Origin of the sequence: Amycolatopsis sp. NPDC051106, from assembly GCF_040682775.1 — a bacterium.
In the GTDB taxonomy this organism is placed as follows: Bacteria; Actinomycetota; Actinomycetes; order Mycobacteriales; family Pseudonocardiaceae; genus Amycolatopsis.
Genome location: NZ_JBFBBQ010000012.1, coordinates 86,987 through 109,579, shown reverse-complemented (window position 1 = coordinate 109,579; position 22,593 = coordinate 86,987). Strand labels below are relative to the sequence as shown.

Below are 22,593 nucleotides of genomic sequence, written 5' to 3'. Positions count from 1 at the left end.
CCAGGCCCTTCCCCGCTCGCGTAGCCTGGTCGATCGTGCGCAACGTGGTGGTCGTCGGGGGTGGGATCGTCGGTCTGGCCGTGGCCTGGGAGCTGACCAGGCGCGGGCTGGACGTCACGGTGCTGGAAAAGGAGCCGCGCTGGGCGGCGCACCAGACCGGGCACAACTCGAACGTCGTCCACGCCGGGCTCTACTACAAGCCGGGATCCTTCAAGGCGCGCATGTCCGTCGCCGGGAACCGGTCCATCGTGGACTTCGCGCGGCAGTACGGCGTGCCCGTCGAGGTCTGCGGGAAGCTCGTCGTCGCGACCGACGAGAAGGAGATCCCGGCGCTCAACACGCTCGCCGAGCGGGCCGAGGCGAACGGCGTCCCGGCGAAGAAGATCTCCCCCGCCGAAGCGCGCGAGTACGAGCCCGAGGTCGCCTGCGTCGCCGCGCTGCGGGTCGAGTCCACCGGGATCATCGACTTCCCCGGCGTCTGCCAGGCGCTCGTCCGGCTGCTCGACGAAGCCGGCGTCGACCTCCGGCTGAACAGCCCCGCGCTGGCCATCCGCGCCGGGAGCGACGGCGGGGTCGAGGTCGCGACCGGCGAGGACGTCATCGTCGCGGACGGGCTCGTGAACTGCGCCGGCCTGCACTCCGACCGCGTCGCGCGGCTGGCCGGGCTGACGCCGTCGGCGAAGATCGTGCCCTTCCGAGGCGAGTACTACGAGCTCAAGCCCGAACGCCGCGGCCTGGTCAAGGGCCTGATCTACCCGGTGCCGGACCCGACGCTGCCGTTCCTCGGCGTGCACCTCACGCGGATGCTCGACGGCAGCGTGCACGCCGGCCCGAACGCCGTGCTCGCGCTGCGCCGCGAGGGCTACCGCTGGGCCGACTTCTCCGCGAAGGACGTCGCCGACGTCGCGGCCTTCCCCGGCGTCTGGCGGCTCGCGAAGAAGTACGCGCTCCCGACCGGGCTCGACGAGGTCCGGCGCTCGTTCTCGAAGAAGCGGTTCGCCGCGAGCCTCGCCCGGCTCGTCCCGGCCGTCACCGAGGACGACATCGTCCGCCACGGCTCCGGCGTGCGCGCGCAGGCGATGCGCCGCGACGGCTCGCTCGTCGACGACTTCCTCATCGAGACCGCGCGCGACCAGGTGCACGTCCTGAACGCGCCGTCCCCGGCCGCGACGAGCGCGCTCGAGATCGCCCGCCACATCGCCGACCACGTGGCGAAGGACTAACCCGGCAGGTTCGCCGTCACCAGCGGCAGGCCCTGCTTGACGACGTCGCACGTCTTCGTGTCGTCGCCGATGAACCCGCTGACCACCTGCACCGACGACGTGACGGTGATCGGCAGGAACGCGCCGCAGGTCACGCGCAGGCCGCCCAGGTTCGGGTAGACGCCCCACTTCTTGCCGCCGACGTCGACGGTCTCGAGCGGCTTGACGCCGTTCACGCCCGGCCAGTCGGCGACCGGTGTACTCGGGCCGAACCAGACTTCGAACGCCTTCTGGCCCTCGCTGCCGTCGGTGTCGTCCCAGAGGCAGTACGTCGCGTTGGGCACCGCCGACGAGTCGTCCTTCTCGCCGGTGGGCGAGATGTTCTTGAGCTGCGCGACCTGGTCCGGCTTGAGCGTCGCGCACGGGTCCGCCGACAGCAGTGGCCCACCCGGCTCCACCTTGGCCGGCGCGGTCGGGGTGATCGACGGCGCGTCCTGGCCGCCGGGCAGGTGGGCCGCGACCTGCGGGATCACCGTCTTCGCCAGCTCACACGACTTTTCGAGAGGCGGTTTGGACACGCTGACGTACGCGAAGGACTTGTCGCCGAGCAGGGCGTAGAGCACGCAGTCGTCGGCGAGGAGCGACGGGTACTGCCGCCAGCTGAAGCCGGCGATCTGCTCCGGGTCGCCCTTCGGGACGGCTCCGGCGATGTACTCGTTGAAGTCGATGTCCGTCGTGTAGCCGACGTTGAGGATGTTCGACGGCTCGATGTCTTCCTTGGTGCTCCAGAGGCACATCGCCGTCTGGTTCCGGTCCTTTTCCTCCGGCACCGAACGGCCCTGGGTCTCGTAGCCGAGGGCGTCGAGCTGGCCCTCGTCGAGCAGGGAGCAGGCGTCGATCGCCTTGACGATCGGGCCCTGGCCCGGCACCGGCGACGCCGAGCCGCCGACGGCCACCGTGCAGCCGGACACGACCACGGTCAGGGCCGCCAAGGCCGCGACGGCCTGCCACTTCATGCGCATGCGAAGAGTCCTCTCCCGTTCGGCCCGGACATTACTGGGCCGAACGGGTGCGCACCTGGCATAAGGCCGAATCAGCGGGGCGTGAGGACTTCCTTGCCGCCGACGAACGGGCGCAGCGCCTCGGGCACGCGGACCGAGCCGTCCGCCTGCTGGTGGTTCTCGACGATCGCGACGATCCACCGGGTGGTGGCCAGGGTGCCGTTGAGGGTCGCGGCGATCAGCGGCTTGCCGTTCTCACCGCGGTAGCGGACCGACAGCCGGCGGGCCTGGAACGTCGTGCAGTTGGACGTCGAGGTCAGCTCGCGGTAGGTGTCCTGCGTCGGGATCCACGCCTCGCAGTCGAACTTGCGGTGCGCGGACGTGCCGAGGTCGCCGGTCGCCGTGTCGATGACCCGGTAGGGCACCTCGATCTTCGCGAGCATCTGCTCTTCCCAGCCGAGCAGCCGCTCGTGCTCGGCTTCGGCGTCCTCCGGCTTGGTGTAGACGAACATCTCCACCTTGTCGAACTGGTGGACGCGGATGATGCCGCGGGTGTCCTTGCCGTAGGAGCCGGCCTCGCGCCGGTAGCAGGACGACCAGCCCGCGTAGCGGTTCGGGCCGTCGTTCAGGTCGAGGATCTCGTCGGCGTGGAAGCCGGCCAGGGGCACCTCCGACGTGCCGACGAGGTACAGGTCGTCGTCTTCGAGGTGGTAGATCTCGCTCGAGTGCTGGCCGAGGAAGCCGGTGCCGGCCATGATCTCCGGCCGGACCAGCGACGGCGTGATCATCGGCGTGAAGCCGTTCTCGAGCGCCTGCGCGATGGCCATGTTGAGCAGGCCGAGCTGCAGCTGCGCGCCGACGCCGGTGAGGAAGTAGAACCGCGAGCCCGAGACCTTGGCGCCGCGTTCCATGTCGACGCCGCCGAGGGCTTCGAGGAGCTCGAGGTGGTCTTTCGGGGTGAAGTCGAACTTCGTGGGCTCGCCGACGTGCTTGAGCACGGCGAAGTCGTCTTCGCCGCCGACCGGCGCGTCCGGGTGGACGAGGTTCGCCACGGTGCGGAAGAGCTGGTCGAACTCCTCCGACGCGGTGTTCTGCTCCGCCTCCGCGGCCTTGACCTGCGCGGCGAGCTCCTTGGCGGTGGCCAGCAGCTGCTGCTTCTCCTCCGGCGGCGCCTTCGGGATCTGCTTGCCCAGCACCTTCTGCTCGTTGCGCAGCTTGTCCGCGGCCGCGATCGAAGAGCGGCGCCGGGAGTCGAGGGAGAGCAGCTTGTCGACCACTCCCTCGTCTTCACCACGGGCGCGCTGCGACGCGCGCACGGCTTCCGGGTCATCGCGCAGAGTCCTGGGGTCAATCACGAAGACAGAGGGTAGTCCGTACAGACTGTGCGTCCCTACTGGGTTATCCCGACAGTCTGATCGTTGAAGCCCTGTTCACGGCCTCCTCATACTCGCTTGAGACCCCGAGGAGGCGTTCGATGACCGATGAGCTGCTCGCCCGGCACCGCGCAGTCATGCCGTCCTGGATGTCGCTGCTCTACGAGGAGCCGATCGAGATCGTGCACGCGCACGACCGCCGGATGACCGACTCGCAGGGACGCACCTACCTCGACTTCTTCGCCGGGGTGCTGACCAACTCGATGGGCTACGACGTCGCCGAGATCGGCGACGCGGTCCGCAAGCAGCTCGACACCGGCATCCTGCACACCTCGACGCTGTACCTGATCCGGTCGCAGGTCGAGCTGGCCGAGCGGATCGCGAAGCTGTCCGGCATCCCGGACGCGAAGGTGTTCTTCACCAACTCGGGCAGCGAGGCCAACGACACGGCGTTGATGCTCGCGACGCAGTTCAGGCGCAGCAACCAGGTGCTGGCGATGCGCAACTCCTACCACGGCCGGTCGTTCGGGACGGTCGCGATCACCGGCAACCGCGGCTGGTCGGCGTCGGCGCTGAGCCCGGTCAAGGTCAACTACGTCCACGGCGGGTATCGCTATCGAAGCCCGTTCCGGGATCTGTCGGACGCCGACTACATCGACGCGTGTGTCGCGGACCTGGTGGACGTCCTGGACACGGCGACGGCGGGCGACGTGGCGTGCCTGATCGCGGAGCCGATCCAGGGTGTCGGCGGGTTCAGCCTCCCACCGGACGGCCTGTTCCGGGCGATGAAGGAGGTGCTGGATTCGTACGGGGTGCTGTTCATCTCCGACGAGGTCCAGACGGGCTGGGGCCGCACGGGCGAGCACTTCTGGGGCATCGAGGCGCACGGCGTGACGCCGGACATGATGACGTTCGCGAAGGGCCTGGGGAACGGGCTGGCGGTCGGCGGGGTGGTGGCCCGCGGAGATGTGCTGGACTGCTTCCAGGCCCAGTCGTTCTCGACGTTCGGCGGCAACCCGGTGTCCATGGCCGGCGCGACGGCGGTCCTGGACTACATCAAGGACCACGACCTGCAGGCGAACTGCGCGGCCCGGGGTGCGCAGCTGCTCTCGGGTTTGCGCGCGGCTTCCTCGCCCCTGGTGGCCGAGGTGCGCGGCAAGGGCCTGATGATCGGGGTGGAGCTGATCAAGCCGGGCACGACCACGCCCAACGTGGCCGCGGCGGCGCGCATGCTGGAGGAGACGAAGAAGCGCGGCCTGCTGATCGGCAAGGGCGGCTTGCACGGCAACGTGCTGAGGCTGGGCCCGCCGATGACCCTCACGGCGGAGGAAGCCCAGGAGGGGCTGGACATCCTGACCGACTCACTGGCGGCCACGCACGCGGCGCTGTGAAACCAAGGAGCTGAGTGGTCATCCCGTCGCCTGAGGCCGTGAAATCACTTTGAGCCAGGCCCGCAACCCAGAGCCCAACGCGAGACGACAACGCAAGCTTGCGGGCCTGGCTCAAAGTGATAGGCCTCGTTCAGGCGACGGGATGACCACCCAGCGGCCCCCTCGAAAAGGTGAGAGGACAGCGCTCCGGAAGGCCATCCCGGAGCCTGCCCGTCCGGCGAGGACAGTTTTTGTTTTGCCGCGGTAAAAACAAGGTCCGACCTCGTGGTCGTCTTGCGCCGCCGCTCGCCGGTTCACTCACCCGCGCACGAACCTCGCCACGTGCTCGGCCAGCTCCTCGCCCTTGTCCTCCTGCAGGAAGTGGCCCGCGTCCGCGATCACCGGGTGCTCCAGCCCCTGCGCTCCCTTTATCGAGCGCTGCAGGATCGGGGCCATTCCGCCCGTGATCGGGTCGCCGTCGGAAAACGCCACCAGGAACGGGATTTCCAGCTCCGTCAACGTCTTCCACGCCGCGCGGTTCGCCTCCGAAGCCGGGTTGTCCGGGCGGTACGGCACCAGCGAAGGCATCGCCCGCGGGCCCGCCTTGTACATCTCGTTGGGGAACGGCGCGTCGTAAGCCGCTCGGACCACTTCGGACAGGGAAGACCGGCAGCCCGACTGGACCAACCGGGCGACGTCCAGCACCGGGGCCTTCTCCACGGCCTCGCGGAACGAGTGCCACACCGGCGGCATGTCGATGTCTCCGGTCGGCAGCCCCGTGTTGGCCGCCACGACTCGCGCGAACCGCGAGGGGTTCTCCGCCACCAGCCGCAGCCCGATCAGGCCGCCCCAGTCCTGGCCGACCAGCGTCACGTCCCGCAGGTCCAGAGCGTCGAACGCGAAGCCCCGCATCCACTCGACGTGCCGGGCGTAGCTGTGGTCCGTCAAGGCGCCCGGTTTGTCGGACCGGCCGAAGCCGACCAGATCCGGCGCGATTGCCCGCAGCCCCGCGGCAGCCAGCACCGGCAGCATCTTGCGGTAGAGGAACGACCAGCTGGGCTCACCGTGCAGCAGGAGCACCGGCTGCCCGTCGGCCGGGCCCGCCTCCACGTAACCCACTCTGATCACGCCGCCGTGGGGGTCGGCGAGCTCGACGTACTTCGGCTCGAAGGGGAAGTCGGGCAGGTCCGTGAACCGGTCGTCCGGTGTCCTCAGCAGGCGCACGATTCCCACGTTAGTGCGAACGGAGGAGCCGGGCCACGCGCTGCGTGACCCGGCTCACAAACGCTGCGATCAGGAGATGCCGACCGCCACCACGAGGCCCAGGCCGATGTGCGCGGCAGCCACGACGATGCTCACCGGGGCGAACTTCTCGCTCTCGATGGTCGACGCCACGTCGATGCGGGTCGCCCACTCCAGCAGCCGGACCGCGATCACCTGGACGACGATCCCGAGCAGGCCGTAGACCAGCGAGGTGATCAGGCCCTCGGTGAGGTCGCTGGCCGAGTTGAAGATCGCCACGACGACGATGAACGCCATCGAGAGCATTCCGGACGCGGTCACGATCACCGCGTTCGGCAGACCCTGCGTGACCAGCTTCGACAGCTTGCCCGGCGTGGTCCAGTCGATCGCGTAGAAGCCGGCGAACATCAGCAGCAGGCCGATGACGCCGTAGAGCAGGATCGCGCCGATCCCCCGCACGAGGTCGGAGCCGAACGTGTCGGACAGCGCAAGGGTCGTGTTCACGAGTTGTCTCCCAGGAGAAAAGAGCTGATCAGCGACGGTGTTGTATCACGACTCGGGGATGCGATGTGGGACAAATGCCGCACCGTCGTCGGTGACCAGGCCGCCGGTCTCGCGGATGCCGAGCCCGGCGGAGCTGTCCCCGACGATCCACGCGCCGAGCGCCGGCCGGTAGCCGTCGAACTCGGGCAGCGGGTCGAACGCCTGGTAGACGAAGCCTTCGGCGCCGTAGACGCCGTCGGTCTGGGTCTCGTAGCCGGTCGCGACGATCTGGACGTTGGCGCCCTCGCGGCCGAGCTTCGGCTTGCGCACGTACTCGGTGAGGATGCCGGGGTCGTCGGCGAACGCGGGCAGCAGGTTCGGGTGGCCCGGGTAGTTCTCCCACAGGATCGCCAGGAGCGTCTTGTTGGAGAGGATCATCTTCCAGAGCGGCTCGATCCACAGCGTCCGCGGCAGCGACTCGACGGCGTGGCGGCCGAACTCCTCGTCGACCACCCACTCCCACGGGTACAGCTTCAGCACGGTCGCCATCTGCGACTCTTCGAGGTCGACGAACCGCTTGAGCACCGGGTCCCAGCCGATCTCCTCGATCGCGAGCCCCACCGTGTCGAGCCCGGCCTCGGCCGCCGTCTCCTGCAGGTACGCCGTGGTGACGTTGTCCTCGCCGGACGGGTCGGCCGCCGACCAGGTGAAGTGCAGCTCGTTCGACGGCAGCTTGTCCTGCAGGAACGACCACCGCTCGACGAGCTTCTCGTGGATCGAGTTCCACTGGTCGTCGTCCGGGAAGACGTCGGTCTTCCAGTGCCACTGCAGCAGCGACGCCTCCAGCAGCGTGGTCGGCGTGTCCGCGTTGTACTCCAGCAGCTTCGCCGGCGACTTGCCGTCGTAGCGCAGGTCGAACCGGCCGTAGACGTGCGGGTCCTGCCGCTTCCACGACTCGGCGATGTGCGGCCAGACCCACTCCGGGATGCCGAACCGCTGGTAGCCCTCGGTCGTCACGACGTTGTCGACGGCCTCCAGGCACATCGAGTGCAGCAGTTCGACGTCGGCCTCGAGCGAGAGCACCTCGTCCATGTCGAAGACGTAGTGCACCGACTCGTCCCAGTACGGCCGCACCCGGCCGCTGCTGTCGCGGGCCGGCGTGCCGTAGACGAGCCCCTGCTCCTCGACGATCCGCTGCCAGTCGCGCCGCGGCTCACGCCGGTCCCGGTACACCTAAGATCCCCCGCTCTTGCCGCTGCCGCCGGTCCCGCCGGTGCTGCCGCTCTTGCCGCTGATGCCGAAGCCGCCGCGCTGGACGGACTTGCCGGACTTCGTGTTGACGCTGGTGCGCGACGACGGCGCGTCGTACGAACCACCCGACACGCGCTGGCCGATGGTGCCGCTGCCGCCGTAGTTGTACCGGTAGCTCTGGTAGCCGCCGGTGTTGATCGGCAGGAACAGGAAGCCGCCGCTGTGGTAGCCGCCGTGGCTGGTGACGTAGTTGTCGTCGCAGTAGTCGTCGTTCTGGACGATGCCGTCCTTGTCGGTGCAGACCGCGGTCACCTCGCCGGCGGGCTTGGCGACCGTGTAGAACGTCGCCACCAAGCCGACCAGGCCGACGGTCACGCCGCTGCCGATCAGGATCTTGCGCCGGGTCGCCGCCTTGGCGTCGGCCTGGCGGGCCAGCTCGGCGTCGCGTTCCTCCTGCGCGAGCGCCTGCTGGCGGGCTCGCTGCTCCGCGACCGAAGGCTGGCGCGCCTGCGTGTTCGAGTCCTGGAATCTCATCGAACCGCGCTTCGGCGGCTCGGGGGGCGGCTGGTCCCCGCCGTTGCTGTCCTGCGTCATGTGCGCTCCGTAATCCCGGCCACCACGAAACCGTGACCTACCCTAACCACCCAGCTTGCGCACGTCGCGTGCGGCGCGGGCATCATGGACTGCGATGTCTCCCAGCGCCGATCGGTTCCCTGCCGCCACGCAGACGCTGCACACCCGCGTCGTGATGGGCGGGATCTTCGCGGGCGCGCTCATCGCGCTCGCCCTCAGCGTCCTGTTCACCGGCAGCGGTGGCTTCACGGGCGGGGCCGGCGGCGGCGCCGGCAAGCTGTCCCCGGAGGCCGAGGAGGCCTTCCACTCCCCGCCCGGCAGCTGCCTGACCTGGACCAACCCGGACGCGAGCGACGCGCGCAAGATCGCCTGCACGCAGCCGCACAAGTTCGAGGTGACCGCGCTCGTGGACATCGGCGCCCAGTTCCCGGAGGGCGCGCCGGTGCCGTCGCTGGAGCAGTGGCAGCAGATCGCCCAGCAGAAGTGCACCTCGGACGTGAAGCCGTACCTCGGCCACAACCTCGACCCGTACGGCAAGCTCACGACGAACCTGCTGCGCCCGACGCCGTCGCAGTGGGACGACGGCGACCGCCAGCTGCGCTGCGGCCTGCAGTGGGCCGGCCCCGGCGGCACACTGCTGCCGACCACCGGACCGGCGAAGGAGCAGGACCAGTCGCTCGTGTTCGAGCCGGGCACCTGCCTCGCGCTGCAGGGCAAGGGCGTCGGCGACCCGCTCGAGTGCACCAAGCCCCACTCCTACGAGATCATCGCGACCCTCGACCTGAAGACGAAGTTCAAGGACGCCTACCCGTCGCAGGACGACCAGAAGGCCTGGCTCGACACCGAGTGCACCAAGCAGGCGGCGGACTACACCGACGGCGCCGACCTCGACGCGAAGAAGCTGATCCTGACCTGGGACCTGCGGGAGCAGGAGAGCTGGGACGCCGGGTCGACCAAGGTCAACTGCAAGGTGGCGGCGCTGCTGCCGGACAAGAGCGGCCTGCAGGCGGTGACCGGCAGCATCAAGGGCGCCCCGGCGGGCGACGGTGGCCAGCCGCAGGACGGCGGTCCGCCGTCGGACGGGGGCGGCGGACCGGAGACGTCCAGCTCCGCCCCGCCGTCGACGAAGAAGAACGGCTGATGCCCGTCGAGATGGGCCGGGAGCGGTTCGAGGAACTGGTCTCGGAAGCCCTGGACGAGGTCCCGGCGGAGTTCGCCAAGGCGATGGACAACGTCGTCGTGCTCGTCGAGGAGTTCAACGACGAGGCGCCGGACATCCTCGGGCTCTACCACGGGATCGCGCTGACCGAGCGGACGTCGTCGTACGGCGGGGTGCTGCCCGACCGGATCTCGATCTACCGGCAGCCGATCCTCTCGATGTGCGAGGACGAGGACGAGGTCGTCGAAGAGGTCCTCATCACCGTCGTGCACGAGCTGGGTCACCACTTCGGCATCGACGACGCCCGGCTGCACGAGCTCGGCTGGGGCTGAGCCGCACTAGTAGTGACACCGTGACCACCAGAGGGTGAACTCGCGCTTACCCTGTTACTCGAAGTCATTGCCTGACTGCGATGAGTGCTGGGGGTCGCGGTGAACCCTGCTCGGAGACTCACGTGGCTGCTGACGTCGAGCGCCGCCTCGCACCTGGGCGACGGCATCGGCAAGGTGGCCCTGCCCCTGCTGGCGACGACGCTGACCCGCGATCCCGTGCTCATCGCCGGGCTGTCCGCCACCCAGTTCCTGCCCTGGCTGCTTTTCGCCGCCGTCGCCGGCGCGCTCGTCGACCGGATCGACCGGCGGCGCGCGATGATCGCCGCGAACACCGCCCGCGCCGTCGCCGTCGGCACCCTCGCCGTGCTCGTCGCCGCCGGCGGGATGACGATCTGGCTGGTCTACCTGACGGCGCTGGTCATCGGGACCGCCGAAACGATCGCGGATAGCGCGGCCAACGCCCTGATCCCGGCGGTCGTCGGCGACGGCTCGCTCGACGCGGCGAACAGCAAGCTCCAGGCGTGCGAGATCGTCGGCCAGACGTTCCTCGGCGGACCGGTCGGCGGCCTGACCTTCGCGCTCTTCGCCGCCCTCCCCTTCGTCCTCAACTCCGCGGGTTTCGCGATCGCGGCCGCGGTGCTGCTCGGGCTCGCCGGCACTTACCGCGCGCGAGACGACGCCGCCCGGGAGCCCACGCGGCTGCGCACCGAGCTGGCCGACGGCCTGCGCTGGCTGCGCGGGAACGTGCTGCTCAAGCGCCTGGTCATCGTCGCCGGGCTGCTCAGCCTGGTCAGCGAGCTCGCGCAGGCGCAGCTGGTGCTCTACGCGCTCGACGACCTCCACCTGTCCGACGCGACCTTCGGGTTCTTCGCGTTCGCCGGCGGCATCGGCGGGCTGCTCGGCGCGGGGGTCGCGCCCCGGCTGGTGCGCGCGGCCGGCCGGCGTGTGGTCGTGCTCGGCGGGATCCTCGGCTGCGGGGCCGGGTTCGGCGGGATGGGCCTGGTGCGCTCGCCGCTCGCGGCCGCAGCCCTGTTCGGCCTGTTCGCGGCGGCGGTGGTCGCCGTCAACGTCGTGCTCGCCACCGCGCGGCACACGCTGGTGCCCGGTGAGCTGCTCGGCCGGGTGCTCGGGGTGTGGCGCACGGTCGTCTGGGGCGCGATCCCGCTCGGGGCCCTGCTCGGCGGGGTGCTGACCGAGGCGCTCGGCACGGCGGCGCACACGTTCGCGGTGTCCGGCTCGGCGATGCTGGTGATCGCCGCGTTCGCCTTCGTCGCGCTGCGCCGCTTCCCGCTCGATGACAAATCGGACTCAGCCGTGGCGCTACTGCACCAGGATCCGGGTTTGTGAGCTGAAATGTCTCATCACCCAGGTGGTGGGAGGCGGCTATGCGCACCGTGGACCCGGGCACCGGCACCGACGCCGAGCCCGATTTCGACGAGTCCCCGACCGAGTCCGAGGAGGTCAAAGCGGCACCACCCCAGTCACGCCGGATGCTCGTGCTGTGCGCGGTCGCGGGGTTCGTGCTCGGCGGTGGCGTGCTCGGGCTGCTGTGGAGCCTGTCCGGCGTGCACGCGGGCGCGCTCGACGACGCCCTGGCCGCGTGCCAGGCCCTGGACCGCGTCGGCGAGCTGCCGGACACGAGCCGGGACGCGCAGCCGTCGCTGACGCCCGGCCTCACGCCCGAACGGCTGCACCGGATGACGGCGGCGCGCGAGCTGTCCGCGGCCGCCGCCCAGGTCAACGCGGCCTACCAGCCGCTGGCCGACCACATCGACGGCGTCAGCCGCATGGTGCTCAGCCTGCACTTCAACGACATCTCCGGCCAGCGGCACGTGGTCCAGGCGCAGGAGATCTGCGGCCGACTCTGACAGCCGGGCGGAGCCCGTCCGTTGAGGGTGGTGGCGGGGCGGGGTCCGGGCTCTAAGGAGTGTGGACCGTCTTCACCGAAAGCTGGTTGCCCGGGATCTTCGTGCTCGCGCAGGCGGTGCCGTCGGTCGGCACGAAGTTCGACGCCGTCTCCTGCGGCAGGTAGATGCGCAGGCCCTTCACCGCGGTCGGCTGGCAGGTACCCGGGTCGAAGTTCTGCACGTTGACGAACTGGATGTCGGCGACCGCGCTCTGGCCCGGGTTCAGCTTCACCGCGTTGCCCTTGGTGCCCTCGCGGAAAGCGTCCTTGCCGACCTGGTGCCCGTCGGTGCCCGCCACGTACGAGACGCCGGGGAAGCCCTGGATCTCGCACGGCTTGGAGCTGCTGTTCTTGATGAGCAGCGGGCGGTACGTCGAGCCCGCGCCGGCGTCGCCCTGGCCGAGCGACAGCGTGACGTCGCCGGCCTTGCAGAGGCCGTTGCCCGCCGGCTGGGCGGGTGCCGGCGGTGCCGGCGTCGAGCTGCTCGGGCTGGGCGCGGCCGTGGTGGCGGTGGTCGAGGTGGGCGACGCCGTGGTCGACGGCGTCGAGCTGCTCGCCGCGTTGGTGGTTCCGCCGCTTCCGCAGGCGGAGAGCGCGAGAACGCCCGCCGAAGCCGCGATGACCGGCAGCAACCGTGAGAGCTTCGTCCGAACCATGTCTATCGCCTCCCTGGTGTGGTGCTCATGGGTAGACGTACGGATCTCCGGCAGGTTGGTTCGCACCGTTAATTCCCCACCAAACGTGTTCTAAACGTGACGGGATCACACTTTCGTGACGTTCACAGAGGCGTGTCAACCCAGGTCAGGCAGTGCCACTGGCCTTCCGGACGCGCGTCCAGCTCGACCAGCCCGGTGTTCGGGATCAGCGCCGCGTTGGCGATGTCGGCGTGGACGTTCGGCGCCAGCCACTCGGCGGACAGCCGGATCGCGCCACCGTGGCTGACCAGCGCGATCACGCCGTCCGGGTCGGCCTGCTCGTGCTTGGCGCGCAGCCGGCCGACGGCGTCGAGCATGCGGGTGCGCACGCTCGTGCCGCTCTCGCCGCCGGGCAGCGACGGCGTCAGCTCACCGAGCGTCCACCGCTTCACGACCTCCATGTAGGTCCGGATCGACTCGTGGTCGGTCGCTCCTTCGAGGTCGCCCGCGCCGACTTCGTGGACGCCGTCGACGACCTGGACGTCCAGGTCGAACCGGGCGGCCAGCGGCGCCGCGGTCTGCTGGGCGCGGGTCGCCTGCGACGCGTAGACCGCGACGATCGGCTCCCCCGCCAGCCGGAACGCGAGGTCGGCGGCCTGGGTGCGGCCGAGCTCGGTCAGCGGCGGGCCGGGCAGGGCGGTGTCCAGCGCGCCGCGGACGTTCCCTTCGGTCTGACCGTGGCGGATGAGCAGCAGCCTCACGCCAGGTCCCCCTTGCGGACCGCGTCGGCCCACACGGCGGCGTCGACGAAGTCGTCGTTGCCGGCGCCCGGCTCGATCGTGGTGCGCGTCCCGTCGGCACGCGGGTGCGAGCCGAGGAACCGCAGGTTGCGGCAGTGCCGGCGCAACGCCGTCAGCGCGTCGAGGATCCGCGGCTCGGCCACGTGCCCCTCGAAGTCGATGAAGAAGCGGTACTCGCCGAAGTTGTTGCGCGTCGGGCGGGCGTCCAGACGGGTCAGGTTGATCCCGCGGTCGGCCAGCGCGGTGAGCAGCTCGGCGAGCGTGCCGGTGCGGTTCACGGCCGCGGCCACCACCGACGTCCGGTCGGCGCCCGTCGGCTCCGGCAGTTCGCCCGGCGGGCGGACCAGCAGGAACCGCGTCGCCGCGTCGCTGACGTCGGCAACCTCGGTGGCCAAGACCTCGAGGTCGTAGTGCTCGACGGCGACCGGCGCGCAGACCGCGGCGTCGAACTGGCCCTCGAGCACCCCGACCGCGGCCGCCGACGTCGACGAGGACGCCACCGGGTGCGCGCCCGGCAGGTTCGCCTCGATCCACTCGCGGACCTGGGCGAGCGCGTGCGGGTGGCTGGCGACGGTCTTGATGTCGCCGCCGCCGCGCCGGGCCAGCACGCTGAAGTGGACCGGCAGGATGTGTTCGGCCACGGCGACCAGCGGGGTGGACTCGCTGAGCGCGTCGAGCGTGGCGGGCACCACGCCCTCGACCGAGTTCTCGATGGGGACGCACGCGGCGTCCGCCTCGCCCGTGCGGACGGCCGTCATCGCCAGCCGGACGGTCTCGACCGGAATCAGTTCTTCGCCGCCGGCGAGGGCCCGCGCGGCCTGTTCGGTGAAGGTCCCCTGGGGGCCGAAGTATGCGATCCGTGACACAAGACCCAGGCTACGGGGCCGCATCGTGGCGACTTTCACTCGGACAGCCGGTACCAGAACCGGTTACGCCGGGTGGCATTTTTTGCGATGCTAGGAAGGTGACCGCCGACTCGGGCACGCACACCGGCCGTGAGGGCACGCACCCGCCGGCCTCCCCTCGCACACCGGAGCTGGTGCTGTGCGCCGTCGATGAACCACTCGCCACCGCCTGGACGTCAGCCGCGAAGAAGCTGACCGGCCGGGTCCGGGTGCACCGCGGGTCGGTCCTCGACGTCGTCGCCCAGGCGGTGGTCAGCCCGGCCAACTCCTACGGCTGGATGCGCGGCGGCATCGACGCCGTCTACGCGCGGGCGTTCCCCGGCGTCGAGCAGAGCGTCCGGAGCGCCGTTTTGGCCTTTCACGGCGGTGAACTGCCCCTCGGCGAGGCCGTGATCGTCCCGACCGGCGAGGCCGAGCCGGCGTGGCTGATCAGCGCGCCGACCATGCGCGAGCCCGGCGAGCGGCTGCCCGCCGACACCGTGCACCCCTACCTCGCGGCGCGCGCGGTGTTCCTCCAGTGGCGCGACGGCCGGCTCGACCAGGGCCCGGTGCGGGAGCACATCGACACGATCGCGATGCCCGGCCTCGGCACCGGCGTCGGCGGCGTCGACCCCGCGACGTGTGCGCGGCAGGTCGCGGCGGCCTGGGACGAGGTCTTCCGTAACTCGCGGTGATCACCCGAAACCCGGGGTGGACTACATCACAGCGCGTTCACCGGCCGTAAGCCCTACCGTTAATCACGCAGGTGAAACGTCCGCCAGTGCAGGCGACGGCCGGAGGAGTGTGCGATGACCCGGGTCCGCGAACTCAGCCCGTATGTCGAGCTGCACCGGGAACAATGGAAAGAACTACGCAGTTCGACGCCGTTGCCGCTGACCGCGGCCGAGCTGCTGCGGCTGCGCGGGCTCGGCGAGCAGGTCGACCTGGCCGAGGTCGCCGACGTCTACCTCCCGCTTTCGCGCCTGATCAACCTGCAGGTCGCCGCCCGCCAGCGGCTCTACGAAGCCACGACGACGTTCCTCGGTGACGACTCCCGCGGCACGAAGGTCCCGTACGTGATCGGCATCGCCGGGAGCGTGGCGGTCGGCAAGTCGACCACCGCCCGCATCCTGCGCACGCTGCTCGCCCGCTGGCCGGACCACCCCCGGGTCGACCTGGTGACCACCGACGGGTTCCTGCACCCCCGTGCCGAGCTGATGCGGCGCGGGATCATGCACCGCAAGGGCTTCCCCGAGAGCTACGACCGCCGCGCGCTGCTGCGGTTCGTCACCGAGGTGAAGTCGGGCGCCGAGCGCGTCACCGCGCCGGTGTACTCGCACCTGGCCTACGACATCCTGCCCGGCCAGGAGCAGGTGGTGCAGCAGCCGGACATCCTCATCCTCGAAGGCCTGAACGTGCTGCAGCCGGGCCCGCGGCTGATGGTGTCCGACCTCTTCGACTTCTCGATCTACGTCGACGCGCACACCGACGACATCCAGCGCTGGTACGTCGAGCGGTTCCTCGAGCTGCGGCACACGGCGTTCGCCGACCCGGCCTCGCACTTCCACCACTTCGCCGGCCTGCCCGACGACGAGGCCCGTGCCGAAGCGCGGCACCTGTGGCACTCGATCAACGAGCCGAACCTGATGGAGAACATCAAGCCGACCCGCCCGCGGGCCACGCTGGTGCTGCGCAAGGACGCCGACCACACCATCAACCGGGTCCGCCTGCGCAAGCTCTGACCCGGCCGGATTCGTCGGATCGGTGACGCGGCTCGTCACCCACATGCGACTCATCCCACGCTGAGCGCACATCCGGGCACGCTTCGTTATGCGCTCGCGACTCTCCGCGCCGGAACCCGGCCGATCGGCCGAGAGGACGTAACCGGTTGGCCGATACCGGGCGCCCCTCGCTAAAGCGACCCTGAAGGAGTCAGGAAAACGGCTCTGAGCTGGGGAGGAGGCCCACGATGTTCACCATGATCGTCACGTGGGTCGGTGCGGTGCTCGGTCTGGTCCTGCTGATCGCGATGGCCGTCGGCACGTTCGCCGTGGACTTCGACGACCGGCTCCAGGAGCGCCGCCGCAAGGCGAAGCCCGCCGAACCGGCGAGCCCCCTCCCCTAGACGTCAGAGCTCCGTCAGCGCCTCGAGGTACCCGTCGGCGTCGTATTCGAGCGTTTCGGTGTCCAGCAGGCTGCCTTCGAGCGCGTCGATCAGCTGCTCGAAGATCTCGTCGCGGTCGAGTTCGCCCTCCTGCAGGCGCTGCACGGCCTGCCAGGCTTCGGCGGGCTCGTCGTCCCACAGCTGGTCGACGATCGTCGCGCGCAGCACCAGCCGCTGCTCTTCCTCGTCCTCGTCGGCCTCGGCGATGACCAGCGCCCGGCGCTGTTCGGGGTCGGTGGGGTCGAGGTCGACCTCCTCGTCCTCGATCTCCGTGGTCAGCGACGGCACCGCGAACATCCGGCGTTCCAGCGCGTCCGCGAGCTCGGTCGGCGACAGGTCGCCGACGTCGCCGAAGTAGCGCTCCAACGGGGAGTCGTCCTCGTCGTTGTACTCGCTCAGGTAGTCGGCGACGGCCTCGTCGAGCGCGGCGACCGCCGTCCCGGTGAGCCCGGCACGGTCCGCCGTCCACTGCACCCAGGCCAGCACGACCGGCTCCACGGCCTCTTCGTGGTCGGCGTCGAGCTCGAACTCCTCGCCCAGCAGGCCTTCGAGGAACCGCGCGATCTTCTCCGGCCCGACACGCAGCGGGTTCGCGGGGTCGGTCGCCAGGCCGTGCTCCAGCAGCAGGCGCCCGATCGCGCGGGCGGCGTCGGCGTCTTCACCGCTGGCCGCGACGAACTGCTCGACGACGGCGGCCCGCTCGGCGTCGGACCACTCGGCGACCTCGGGGATCAACGCGGGTTCCGGCAGCGCGCGGCTCCAGGTCAGCGCGACCGCGTGGAAGCGCGCGTAGTCCTCGCTGACGTCGGCCTCGTCGAGGTGGTCGGTGGCGTCGAGACCGTCCGCGAGCAGGCGGTGCGCCTCCGCGGGGTCGACGGCCTCCAGCACGACCAGCTCGGGGTCGGCGTCGGACTGCGCCCGCATCTCGGCGAGCACCTCCCCGGGCTGCTCGATCACGACGAGGTCCCGCACCCGGCCGCCTTCGGTGAAGTCGAGCAGGGCGAGCAGGCCGTGGGCCTGGTCGCCGTGGGTGAAAATGCAGAGCAGCGACGACTCGTCGCCGTAGACGTCACCGGTCCGCCAGCACTCGCCGGCGGTGACCTGCCCCAGTTCGCCGGCCCACGTCGGCGCGGGGATGCCGCGGCCGAGGACGACCTGCAGCCCGTCTTCGGCGGCCTTGCGCTCGACGTCGGTCTCCGCGACGACCTTCAGCGCGGCCAGCAGCGCCGCCGCGCCCGGCGTGATCTTGCGCTGCGCGAAGGCGATCAGCTCGAGGCCGAGCGGCTCGTCGCCCTCTTCGAGGGGCACGTCGTGGAACTGGCCGAGGACCTCGGAAGCGAGCAGTTCGACGTCCACCGGCGCGGGGTCGGCGCCCTGCGCCGAAAAGTCGTTCAGGATGTCCTTGAACAAGCCGGTCACGCTGTGGGTGACGGGCTGCGGGGCTTTCTTGCGGGCGCGGCTGACCGGACTCATGCCCTCATGCTTTCACGCGGGCTTTCGGGGGGTCCGGGTGGCGAAGCTCCCGTTGTCCCGGCGCTGGTCGCGGTGGTCCTGGCGCGGGTCCCGCCGCGTGCTCGACGGGGAGGCGCCGAGCCGGACGGCGGGACAGGACCACCGCGACATCGCTGGCCAAGAGCGTCGCCGTCTTGGCGGAACTTCGCTGTCCCGGTGCACGTGAAACACCGGTTCACCTCGGTCAACGAGGTGCGCGGGCGGAAGATACGGCTTTCGGCAAGGCGATTCGGGCGGAGCGGATTTCCGTGATCAGGCGGGTTTTCCGGCGGTGGGTTTCCACCAAGGTGGCGAGGTGGCTGGTGAATTCCTCCGGCGTTCCGGCGCGCTTGTACAAGGTGCGCAACAGCTTCAGCCGGCGCGCGGCCTCGCGGTAGGACTGCGGGTCCTTGCGCTCGATGAGCTCCTCGACGTGCTCGCGGAAGACCGGGATCGTCTCGGCCGGGTGCTCGCCGGCGCGCTGCTCGGCCAGCTCGAGCTTCAGCTCCGGCGACGCCCCGAACCGCACGCACGCGCGCCAGGCTTCGTCCGGACGGCCGTCCTCGAGCAGGACGCGGGCCAGCTCGTCGGCGTGCCCCGCGCCCTCGGCGGCCAGCTCGCGCAGGCGGGCGAGCGCGGCCCGGCGCTGCGTCGCCCACTTCCCGTCGGCTGTCGCGGCTTCGCGCAGCGCGGCGAAGGTCTCGCGGTCCGGTTTGGCGTCGAAGTCCGTGCGACGGCGGGACGTTTCGTCGTCCGGCACCGGCACCGGCACCGGCACCGGCGCCGGCTCCGGCGCGTGCCCGTTCTTGTCGTGGGTGAGCGCGCGGGCGGCGTGCGCGATGGCCTCGCTGTGCCGCCCGGCGGCCCGCAGCACCCGGACGATCTTGAGGCTGACCTCGCGCCGCGGCGGCTTGGCGGACAGGATCGCGACCAGCTCGTCGACGTCGCCGAGCACCTCGGCGAGCTGTTCCCGCAGCCGTTCGGCGACGTCGCGGCGGTGCCCCGGGCCGCTCGCCGTCAGCACGTCGTCCACAGTGGACTTGATCCGGCGCAGGCCGGGCTCGCCCAGCGCCGTCGCGAAGTCGGCGAGGTCGATCGACGGGCGGCCGGGGCCGTCGAACTCGACCTCGAGGATCCAGTCGGCCAACTTCTCCGGGTCCGGCGGCCGGGCGGCGCACGCGCGGGCGTACAGCGCCACGGCGCGATCCAGCCGGTCGCCGAGGTCGCCGGTGTGGTCGCCGGACTGTTCGAGCACCTCGCTGATGTCGTCCACCGTGCGGCGGGCGAGCGGGGCCAGGTCGGCGCGGCTGCCGGCGTCGAGCATCCGCTGCAGCGTGTCGAGGACGGCGCCGACTTTCGCGGTGTACTCGCCGTTCCCGTCGGTCACCGCGGTGTCGAGGAGCCGGTGCGCTTCGCTGACGTCACCGGATTGGGTGGCGGCGCGCAGTTCGAGCGAATGCCGCAACTCAGGGTCACGCTCCGCCTGCGCGTGCAGCAGGTCCGCCAGCGTCTCCGCGTCCAACGTGCGCAGGTAGGGGCGAAGATCCGAGGGGGGACTCACGCGGACCAGTCTGCCCGAGCCCGGTCGGCGCGCGTGTGGGCCAACCGCGTGCTCTTTTCGGCGTAATCCGTGACGGTGAGTGAAGCCTTCATCGGCGCCGCAAGTCGTCGAGCACGGCTTTCATCGGCCACGGCTCGGGCACGCGCGGCCGTCGTGACCGTGCGTGGCGGGGCCGCGGGATGGCCGTGTGCAGGGTCGGCACCATGATCGGCACGACCGGCACCGGCACGCGCGCGACGAGCCGCCGGACGACGACGAGCAGGAGCCCGGCGCCCAGCAGCAGGGCCGCGCTCGCGGCGATCGCGCCGGCCAGCGTGCGGCGGCCGTCGTCGAGGGTGAGCTGCACGGCGTACTGGCTCTGCTGCGCGTACAGGTGCCCGAGTTGCTGGGAGACCGTGTAGGCGGCGCTGCGCCACGTCGACTCGGGGATGGGCAAGGGTTCCGCCGCCGCGAACGCGTCCTCGGCGGCGGCGAGCCTGCTCCAATCGGCGCTGCGGGTGAGCGACTCGTACGCGACCCGGCCACTCTCGGTGAGCTGCGGCGCGATCCGGTCCAGTTCGGTCCGGTAGGCGGCCACGGCCTCGCTGAACGGCCGCCGCGTCACGGAGTCGATCCCCGCCAGGGCGAGGGAATCGGAGCGATCCATGCCCTCGGCGACGGAAAGCAGCTCGACGGCGGTGGCCTGCTGGTACGCGGATTCGGCGTCGGGCGCGCGGCGCGTGTACTCGCGCAGCCCCGCGATGGCAGTGTCGATCCGCTGGGTGAAATTCGCGTACGCGGCGGTCCGTTGGTCGGGCACGGACATCGCTTCGCTGCGCTGGCCCTGCAGGGCCACGACGGCCCGAGCGGTCCGGCCCGCGACCTCGGCCGAGTCCAGGGCACTGTCGCGCGTCCGGTTCGCTTGGTGGACCAGCAAGAACGCGATCACGACGGCCACGAGAACGAGCGCACCGCCCGGGACGAACGCGATGCACAGCATGCGTCCGCGGACGGATCGCAGGTACTTCAAGACGTTCCTTTCCGTGCTTCAAGCCCCGCAAGCATCCCGACGAAGTTCAACCTATTGAGTGAGAGATTCACCGGTCAACGCCAGTCCGCCATACGGCCGTTAGCGCACCGTGACCACCGAGGACAATCATCCGGTGACCTTCGACGACGTGACCCAGCGCCTCCGCGGCTTCGCGGCGGCCCGCGCCTGGGAGCCCTACCACACCCCGAAGAACCTCGTGATGGCGTTGTCCGGCGAGGTCGGCGAGCTGACCTCGCTGTTCCAGTGGCTGACGCCGGAGGAGTCCGACGCGTGGCGCGAAGATCCCGCGCTGGAAGCGAACGTCCTGGACGAGATCGCGGACGTCACGCTGTACCTGCTCCAGCTGGCCGACCGCCTGGGCGTGGACCTGGCGGCCGCGGCCCACGCGAAGATCGACCGCAACGAGCTCCGCTTCCCGCCGCCCGGCTAACCCCAGAAGATCCCGTTGGGATTGCGTTCGATCTCGGCCAGCAGCGGCGGCGGCGTGCTCGCGACGGGAGCGTCCGGGTAGGTCAGCCACCGCCCGTTCCGATCGGCCCAGCGCACCGACCAGATCCCGAACTCGTCGAGGCGCAGCTGAGCGACCTTATGCTCGGTCCACTCGGGCCCGGCCTGCGGCGACCAGGGCGCGCGGCACTCGACGATCGTCACCGAACGGCCCCGCGTCCGGCATTCGACGCGAACCTGGTCGTGCAGGTGCTCGGGGACGCGTTGGGCGCACCACCGTTCGATCTGCCGGAGCGCGAGTTCCGGAATTCCCGCCATGGTCACAGTGAACCCGAGCCCACCGGCGCACGCCTCCCCGCCCCCGGCTCGAGCAGCGCCACGACGTCCGCGTAGGTCTGCCCGGCTTCGCGCCCGCCGGTGGGCACGACGACGCAGTCCGGCCGCCGCGGGAGGTAGGCGGTGAGCTGGTCGTGGATCCGCTCGACCAGGGCGACACCCCCGCGTCCGTTGACGACGTCGTCGATCCCGCGGGTGACGGCGTCACCGTGGGCGGCCCGACCGGCGAACCGTGCCCCGGCGACGGCCTTGTCCGCGGTCAGCAGGATCTCCCGGTACTCGGCACCGCACCGTTTCGCGGCGGCTTCGAAGGGCTCGACGTCGGCCACGCGGGTGGCGAGCTGCGGCATGACGACGTCGTGCCCGGTCCGCAGGTGCGTCTCGGCCATGGCGAGGGCGAGCAGCTGAGCGGCCTTGAAGGTCTCGAAGAAGGTGTCCTGCCAGCCCCCGATGAGGCAGACGACCCGATCGGTGTCGAGATCGAGCACCCCCGGATGCCGCTCGGCGTACATCCGCGCGATCGTCGACTTCCCGATCCCGGACGGACCGTTCAAGTGGATCAGTCTCGGCACCGCTCCGACCGTACCAGCGCCAAGTCACCGCGCGCGCTCTCCGAACCACCCGTTCGGCCCCATTGATTCACTCGGAGCGGTTGCAGAAACTGGTCAGATGGACAGGGGACACTTGGATTCCTTCGGCGCCAAGATCGGCCGTGAAGCGTTGGCTGAGCTAAGGACGAAAGGATTCACGCGGAGATTCGGAGAAAATGATCAACTGTTCATGGAGCATGATTCTTCGGGAAGCGTCTTCCTCGTCGAGTCCGGCCTCGTGAAGGTGTACGTGACGGCCGGCAACGGCAAGGAGCTGATCCTGGGCATCTACGGTCGCGGTGAGCTGCTCTGCGAGCTCAGCGCCATGGACCGGCTGCCGCGCTCGGCCAGCGGCCGAGGGCGCACGGGCGGAACGATCACCGAAATCCCCGGCGCCGAGTTCCGGGCGTTCATCGGGCGCCACCCGGCGGCGATGCAGCACGTCCTGAGAACGGTGCAAATCCGTCTGCACCGAGCCGATCGGGAACGGCTCTCCTACCTTTCCGACGGGGTCCGGATGCGAGTCGTCCGCAAACTGTTGGACTGGGCGGGCCAGTACGGCAGGCAGAGCGCCGAGGGCGTCGAGATCGCCGGGTTCTCGCGGCGAGATCTCTCGCAGAGCGTCGCGGCTTCGGAGAAGACAGTCGATGACGTCCTGTCGACGTTGACCGCTGAAGGTGCCATCGCCACCGACAAGAAGTGGTTTCTGCTCCGCGACATCGACGGCTTGAGTAAGTCCACCGAGGACTGACCGGCAGCACAC

General features: G+C 70.4%; 25 protein-coding genes. 11 read left to right on the top strand and 14 right to left on the bottom strand.

The annotated features are described in order from the left end of the window. The first annotated feature begins 35 nt into the window (after window positions 1-35). Window positions 36-1,223 carry an L-2-hydroxyglutarate oxidase gene (lhgO, locus tag AB0M83_RS12700; protein WP_364516316.1) on the top strand — a complete coding sequence of 396 codons (1,188 nt, stop codon included), beginning with the start codon at window positions 36-38 and terminating at the stop codon, window positions 1,221-1,223. Here the strand turns inward: lhgO and AB0M83_RS12695 are convergent. Both AB0M83_RS12695 and serS read right to left on the bottom strand, forming a co-directional pair. Beyond that, complete coding sequence (locus AB0M83_RS12695; RefSeq protein ID WP_364516314.1) at window positions 1,220-2,224, bottom strand: DUF3558 family protein; 1,005 nt, start codon at window positions 2,222-2,224, stop codon at window positions 1,220-1,222. The two genes, lhgO and AB0M83_RS12695, sit on opposite strands and share 4 nt — an antisense overlap. Before the next feature lie 71 nt (window positions 2,225-2,295). Beyond that, window positions 2,296-3,558, bottom strand: a complete 1,263-nt coding sequence (gene serS, locus AB0M83_RS12690) for a serine--tRNA ligase (RefSeq protein WP_364516312.1) — start codon at window positions 3,556-3,558, stop codon at window positions 2,296-2,298. Window positions 3,559-3,677: 119 nt separating this feature from the next. Here serS and AB0M83_RS12685 point away from each other — a divergent pair, with 119 nt between their 5' ends. Continuing rightward, window positions 3,678-4,967 (top strand): aspartate aminotransferase family protein, encoded by a 1,290-nt coding sequence (locus AB0M83_RS12685; protein ID WP_364516310.1) that lies wholly within the window; start codon window positions 3,678-3,680, stop codon window positions 4,965-4,967. Window positions 4,968-5,264: 297 nt separating this feature from the next. On the opposite strand, the gene AB0M83_RS12680 is transcribed toward AB0M83_RS12685, so the two are convergent. Genes AB0M83_RS12680 through AB0M83_RS12665 form a run of 4 tightly spaced genes read right to left on the bottom strand, consistent with a single transcriptional unit; the run spans window position 5,265 to window position 8,516 of the window. After that, a complete protein-coding gene (locus AB0M83_RS12680) occupies window positions 5,265-6,179 on the bottom strand; it encodes a haloalkane dehalogenase (protein WP_364516308.1) in 915 nt (304 codons plus the stop codon). Between the two features lie 60 nt (window positions 6,180-6,239). After that, window positions 6,240-6,692, bottom strand: a complete 453-nt coding sequence (locus tag AB0M83_RS12675; RefSeq protein WP_364516306.1) for a DUF350 domain-containing protein — start codon at window positions 6,690-6,692, stop codon at window positions 6,240-6,242. A 45-nt stretch (window positions 6,693-6,737) separates the two neighbouring features. Beyond that, the gene (locus AB0M83_RS12670) at window positions 6,738-7,904 is read right to left on the bottom strand and encodes a glutathionylspermidine synthase family protein (RefSeq protein ID WP_364516304.1); all 1,167 of its coding nucleotides are present in this window, start codon (window positions 7,902-7,904) and stop codon (window positions 6,738-6,740) included. Continuing rightward, the gene (locus AB0M83_RS12665; protein WP_364516302.1) at window positions 7,905-8,516 is read right to left on the bottom strand and encodes a hypothetical protein; all 612 of its coding nucleotides are present in this window, start codon (window positions 8,514-8,516) and stop codon (window positions 7,905-7,907) included. A 94-nt stretch (window positions 8,517-8,610) separates the two neighbouring features. Here AB0M83_RS12665 and AB0M83_RS12660 point away from each other — a divergent pair, with 94 nt between their 5' ends. From AB0M83_RS12660 to AB0M83_RS12645, 4 genes are all read left to right on the top strand, one after another. Then, on the top strand, window positions 8,611-9,636 hold the full coding sequence (locus tag AB0M83_RS12660; RefSeq protein ID WP_364516300.1) for a septum formation family protein: 1,026 nt from the start codon (window positions 8,611-8,613) through the stop codon (window positions 9,634-9,636). After that, window positions 9,636-9,986, top strand: a complete 351-nt coding sequence (locus AB0M83_RS12655) for a metallopeptidase family protein (RefSeq protein WP_364516298.1) — start codon at window positions 9,636-9,638, stop codon at window positions 9,984-9,986. The genes AB0M83_RS12660 and AB0M83_RS12655 overlap by 1 nt, the downstream gene beginning before the upstream one ends. 99 nt (window positions 9,987-10,085) lie before the next feature. After that, entirely contained in the window at window positions 10,086-11,333 is a 1,248-nt protein-coding gene (locus AB0M83_RS12650) for an MFS transporter (RefSeq protein WP_364516296.1), read from the top strand. 38 nt (window positions 11,334-11,371) lie between these two features. Further along, window positions 11,372-11,854 carry a hypothetical protein gene (locus tag AB0M83_RS12645; protein WP_364516294.1) on the top strand — a complete coding sequence of 161 codons (483 nt, stop codon included), beginning with the start codon at window positions 11,372-11,374 and terminating at the stop codon, window positions 11,852-11,854. Between the two features lie 52 nt (window positions 11,855-11,906). Here AB0M83_RS12645 and AB0M83_RS12640 read toward each other — a convergent pair whose 3' ends face one another. The 3 genes from AB0M83_RS12640 to pheA form a co-directional block, all read right to left on the bottom strand. Continuing rightward, a complete protein-coding gene (locus AB0M83_RS12640) occupies window positions 11,907-12,554 on the bottom strand; it encodes a DUF4232 domain-containing protein (protein WP_364516407.1) in 648 nt (215 codons plus the stop codon). A 116-nt stretch (window positions 12,555-12,670) separates the two neighbouring features. Continuing rightward, the gene (locus tag AB0M83_RS12635; protein WP_364516292.1) at window positions 12,671-13,288 is read right to left on the bottom strand and encodes a histidine phosphatase family protein; all 618 of its coding nucleotides are present in this window, start codon (window positions 13,286-13,288) and stop codon (window positions 12,671-12,673) included. Further along, window positions 13,285-14,193 (bottom strand): prephenate dehydratase, encoded by a 909-nt coding sequence (gene pheA / locus AB0M83_RS12630; RefSeq protein WP_364516290.1) that lies wholly within the window; start codon window positions 14,191-14,193, stop codon window positions 13,285-13,287. Before pheA ends, AB0M83_RS12635 begins: the two co-directional genes overlap by 4 nt. Window positions 14,194-14,291: 98 nt before the next feature. Here pheA and AB0M83_RS12625 point away from each other — a divergent pair, with 98 nt between their 5' ends. The 3 genes from AB0M83_RS12625 (at window position 14,292) to AB0M83_RS12615 (ending at window position 16,336) form a co-directional block, all read left to right on the top strand. Next, on the top strand, window positions 14,292-14,906 hold the full coding sequence (locus AB0M83_RS12625) for a macro domain-containing protein (protein ID WP_364516288.1): 615 nt from the start codon (window positions 14,292-14,294) through the stop codon (window positions 14,904-14,906). Window positions 14,907-15,020: 114 nt separating this feature from the next. Further along, window positions 15,021-15,953 (top strand): type I pantothenate kinase, encoded by a 933-nt coding sequence (gene coaA, locus AB0M83_RS12620; protein ID WP_364516286.1) that lies wholly within the window; start codon window positions 15,021-15,023, stop codon window positions 15,951-15,953. Window positions 15,954-16,180: 227 nt separating this feature from the next. Further along, window positions 16,181-16,336 (top strand): hypothetical protein, encoded by a 156-nt coding sequence (locus AB0M83_RS12615; protein ID WP_364516284.1) that lies wholly within the window; start codon window positions 16,181-16,183, stop codon window positions 16,334-16,336. A gap of 3 nt (window positions 16,337-16,339) precedes the next feature. Here AB0M83_RS12615 and AB0M83_RS12610 read toward each other — a convergent pair whose 3' ends face one another. The 3 genes from AB0M83_RS12610 to AB0M83_RS12600 all read right to left on the bottom strand — a co-directional run bounded on the left by AB0M83_RS12610 (window position 16,340) and on the right by AB0M83_RS12600 (window position 20,436). After that, window positions 16,340-17,848, bottom strand: coding sequence for a hypothetical protein (locus AB0M83_RS12610; RefSeq protein WP_364516282.1), 1,509 nt, complete (start codon window positions 17,846-17,848; stop codon window positions 16,340-16,342). Between the two features lie 223 nt (window positions 17,849-18,071). Next, entirely contained in the window at window positions 18,072-19,427 is a 1,356-nt protein-coding gene (locus AB0M83_RS12605) for a hypothetical protein (protein ID WP_364516280.1), read from the bottom strand. An 88-nt stretch (window positions 19,428-19,515) separates the two neighbouring features. Beyond that, window positions 19,516-20,436, bottom strand: a complete 921-nt coding sequence (locus AB0M83_RS12600; protein ID WP_364516278.1) for a nitrate- and nitrite sensing domain-containing protein — start codon at window positions 20,434-20,436, stop codon at window positions 19,516-19,518. 133 nt (window positions 20,437-20,569) lie between these two features. Here AB0M83_RS12600 and AB0M83_RS12595 point away from each other — a divergent pair, with 133 nt between their 5' ends. Further along, window positions 20,570-20,887 carry a nucleotide pyrophosphohydrolase gene (locus tag AB0M83_RS12595; RefSeq protein WP_364516276.1) on the top strand — a complete coding sequence of 106 codons (318 nt, stop codon included), beginning with the start codon at window positions 20,570-20,572 and terminating at the stop codon, window positions 20,885-20,887. Here the strand turns inward: AB0M83_RS12595 and AB0M83_RS12590 are convergent. Both AB0M83_RS12590 and AB0M83_RS12585 read right to left on the bottom strand, forming a co-directional pair. Further along, window positions 20,884-21,222: a DUF3024 domain-containing protein gene (locus tag AB0M83_RS12590; protein WP_364516274.1), complete on the bottom strand. Its 339-nt coding sequence runs from the start codon at window positions 21,220-21,222 to the stop codon at window positions 20,884-20,886. The genes AB0M83_RS12595 and AB0M83_RS12590 overlap by 4 nt on opposite strands. 2 nt (window positions 21,223-21,224) lie before the next feature. Then, window positions 21,225-21,812 (bottom strand): AAA family ATPase, encoded by a 588-nt coding sequence (locus tag AB0M83_RS12585; protein WP_364516272.1) that lies wholly within the window; start codon window positions 21,810-21,812, stop codon window positions 21,225-21,227. A gap of 97 nt (window positions 21,813-21,909) precedes the next feature. Between AB0M83_RS12585 and AB0M83_RS12580 the strand changes: the two genes are divergently transcribed. Further along, entirely contained in the window at window positions 21,910-22,581 is a 672-nt protein-coding gene (locus AB0M83_RS12580; RefSeq protein WP_364516270.1) for a Crp/Fnr family transcriptional regulator, read from the top strand. Window positions 22,582-22,593: the final 12 nt, after the last annotated feature.

Excerpts from the sequence above, each read along its gene's own strand:
- AB0M83_RS12695 (WP_364516314.1), bottom strand. The coding sequence starts at position 2,224 with ATGCGCATGAAGTGGCAGGCCGTCGCGGCCTTGGCGGCCCTGACCGTG.
- AB0M83_RS12685 (WP_364516310.1), top strand. The coding sequence starts at position 3,678 with ATGACCGATGAGCTGCTCGCCCGGCACCGCGCAGTCATGCCGTCCTGG.
- AB0M83_RS12665 (WP_364516302.1), bottom strand. The coding sequence starts at position 8,516 with ATGACGCAGGACAGCAACGGCGGGGACCAGCCGCCCCCCGAGCCGCCG.
- AB0M83_RS12660 (WP_364516300.1), top strand. The coding sequence starts at position 8,611 with ATGTCTCCCAGCGCCGATCGGTTCCCTGCCGCCACGCAGACGCTGCAC.
- AB0M83_RS12655 (WP_364516298.1), top strand. The coding sequence starts at position 9,636 with ATGCCCGTCGAGATGGGCCGGGAGCGGTTCGAGGAACTGGTCTCGGAA.
- AB0M83_RS12645 (WP_364516294.1), top strand. The coding sequence starts at position 11,372 with ATGCGCACCGTGGACCCGGGCACCGGCACCGACGCCGAGCCCGATTTC.
- coaA (WP_364516286.1), top strand. The coding sequence starts at position 15,021 with ATGACCCGGGTCCGCGAACTCAGCCCGTATGTCGAGCTGCACCGGGAA.
- AB0M83_RS12615 (WP_364516284.1), top strand. The coding sequence starts at position 16,181 with ATGTTCACCATGATCGTCACGTGGGTCGGTGCGGTGCTCGGTCTGGTC.
- AB0M83_RS12610 (WP_364516282.1), bottom strand. The coding sequence starts at position 17,848 with ATGAGTCCGGTCAGCCGCGCCCGCAAGAAAGCCCCGCAGCCCGTCACC.
- AB0M83_RS12590 (WP_364516274.1), bottom strand. The coding sequence starts at position 21,222 with ATGGCGGGAATTCCGGAACTCGCGCTCCGGCAGATCGAACGGTGGTGC.
- AB0M83_RS12580 (WP_364516270.1), top strand. The coding sequence starts at position 21,910 with ATGGACAGGGGACACTTGGATTCCTTCGGCGCCAAGATCGGCCGTGAA.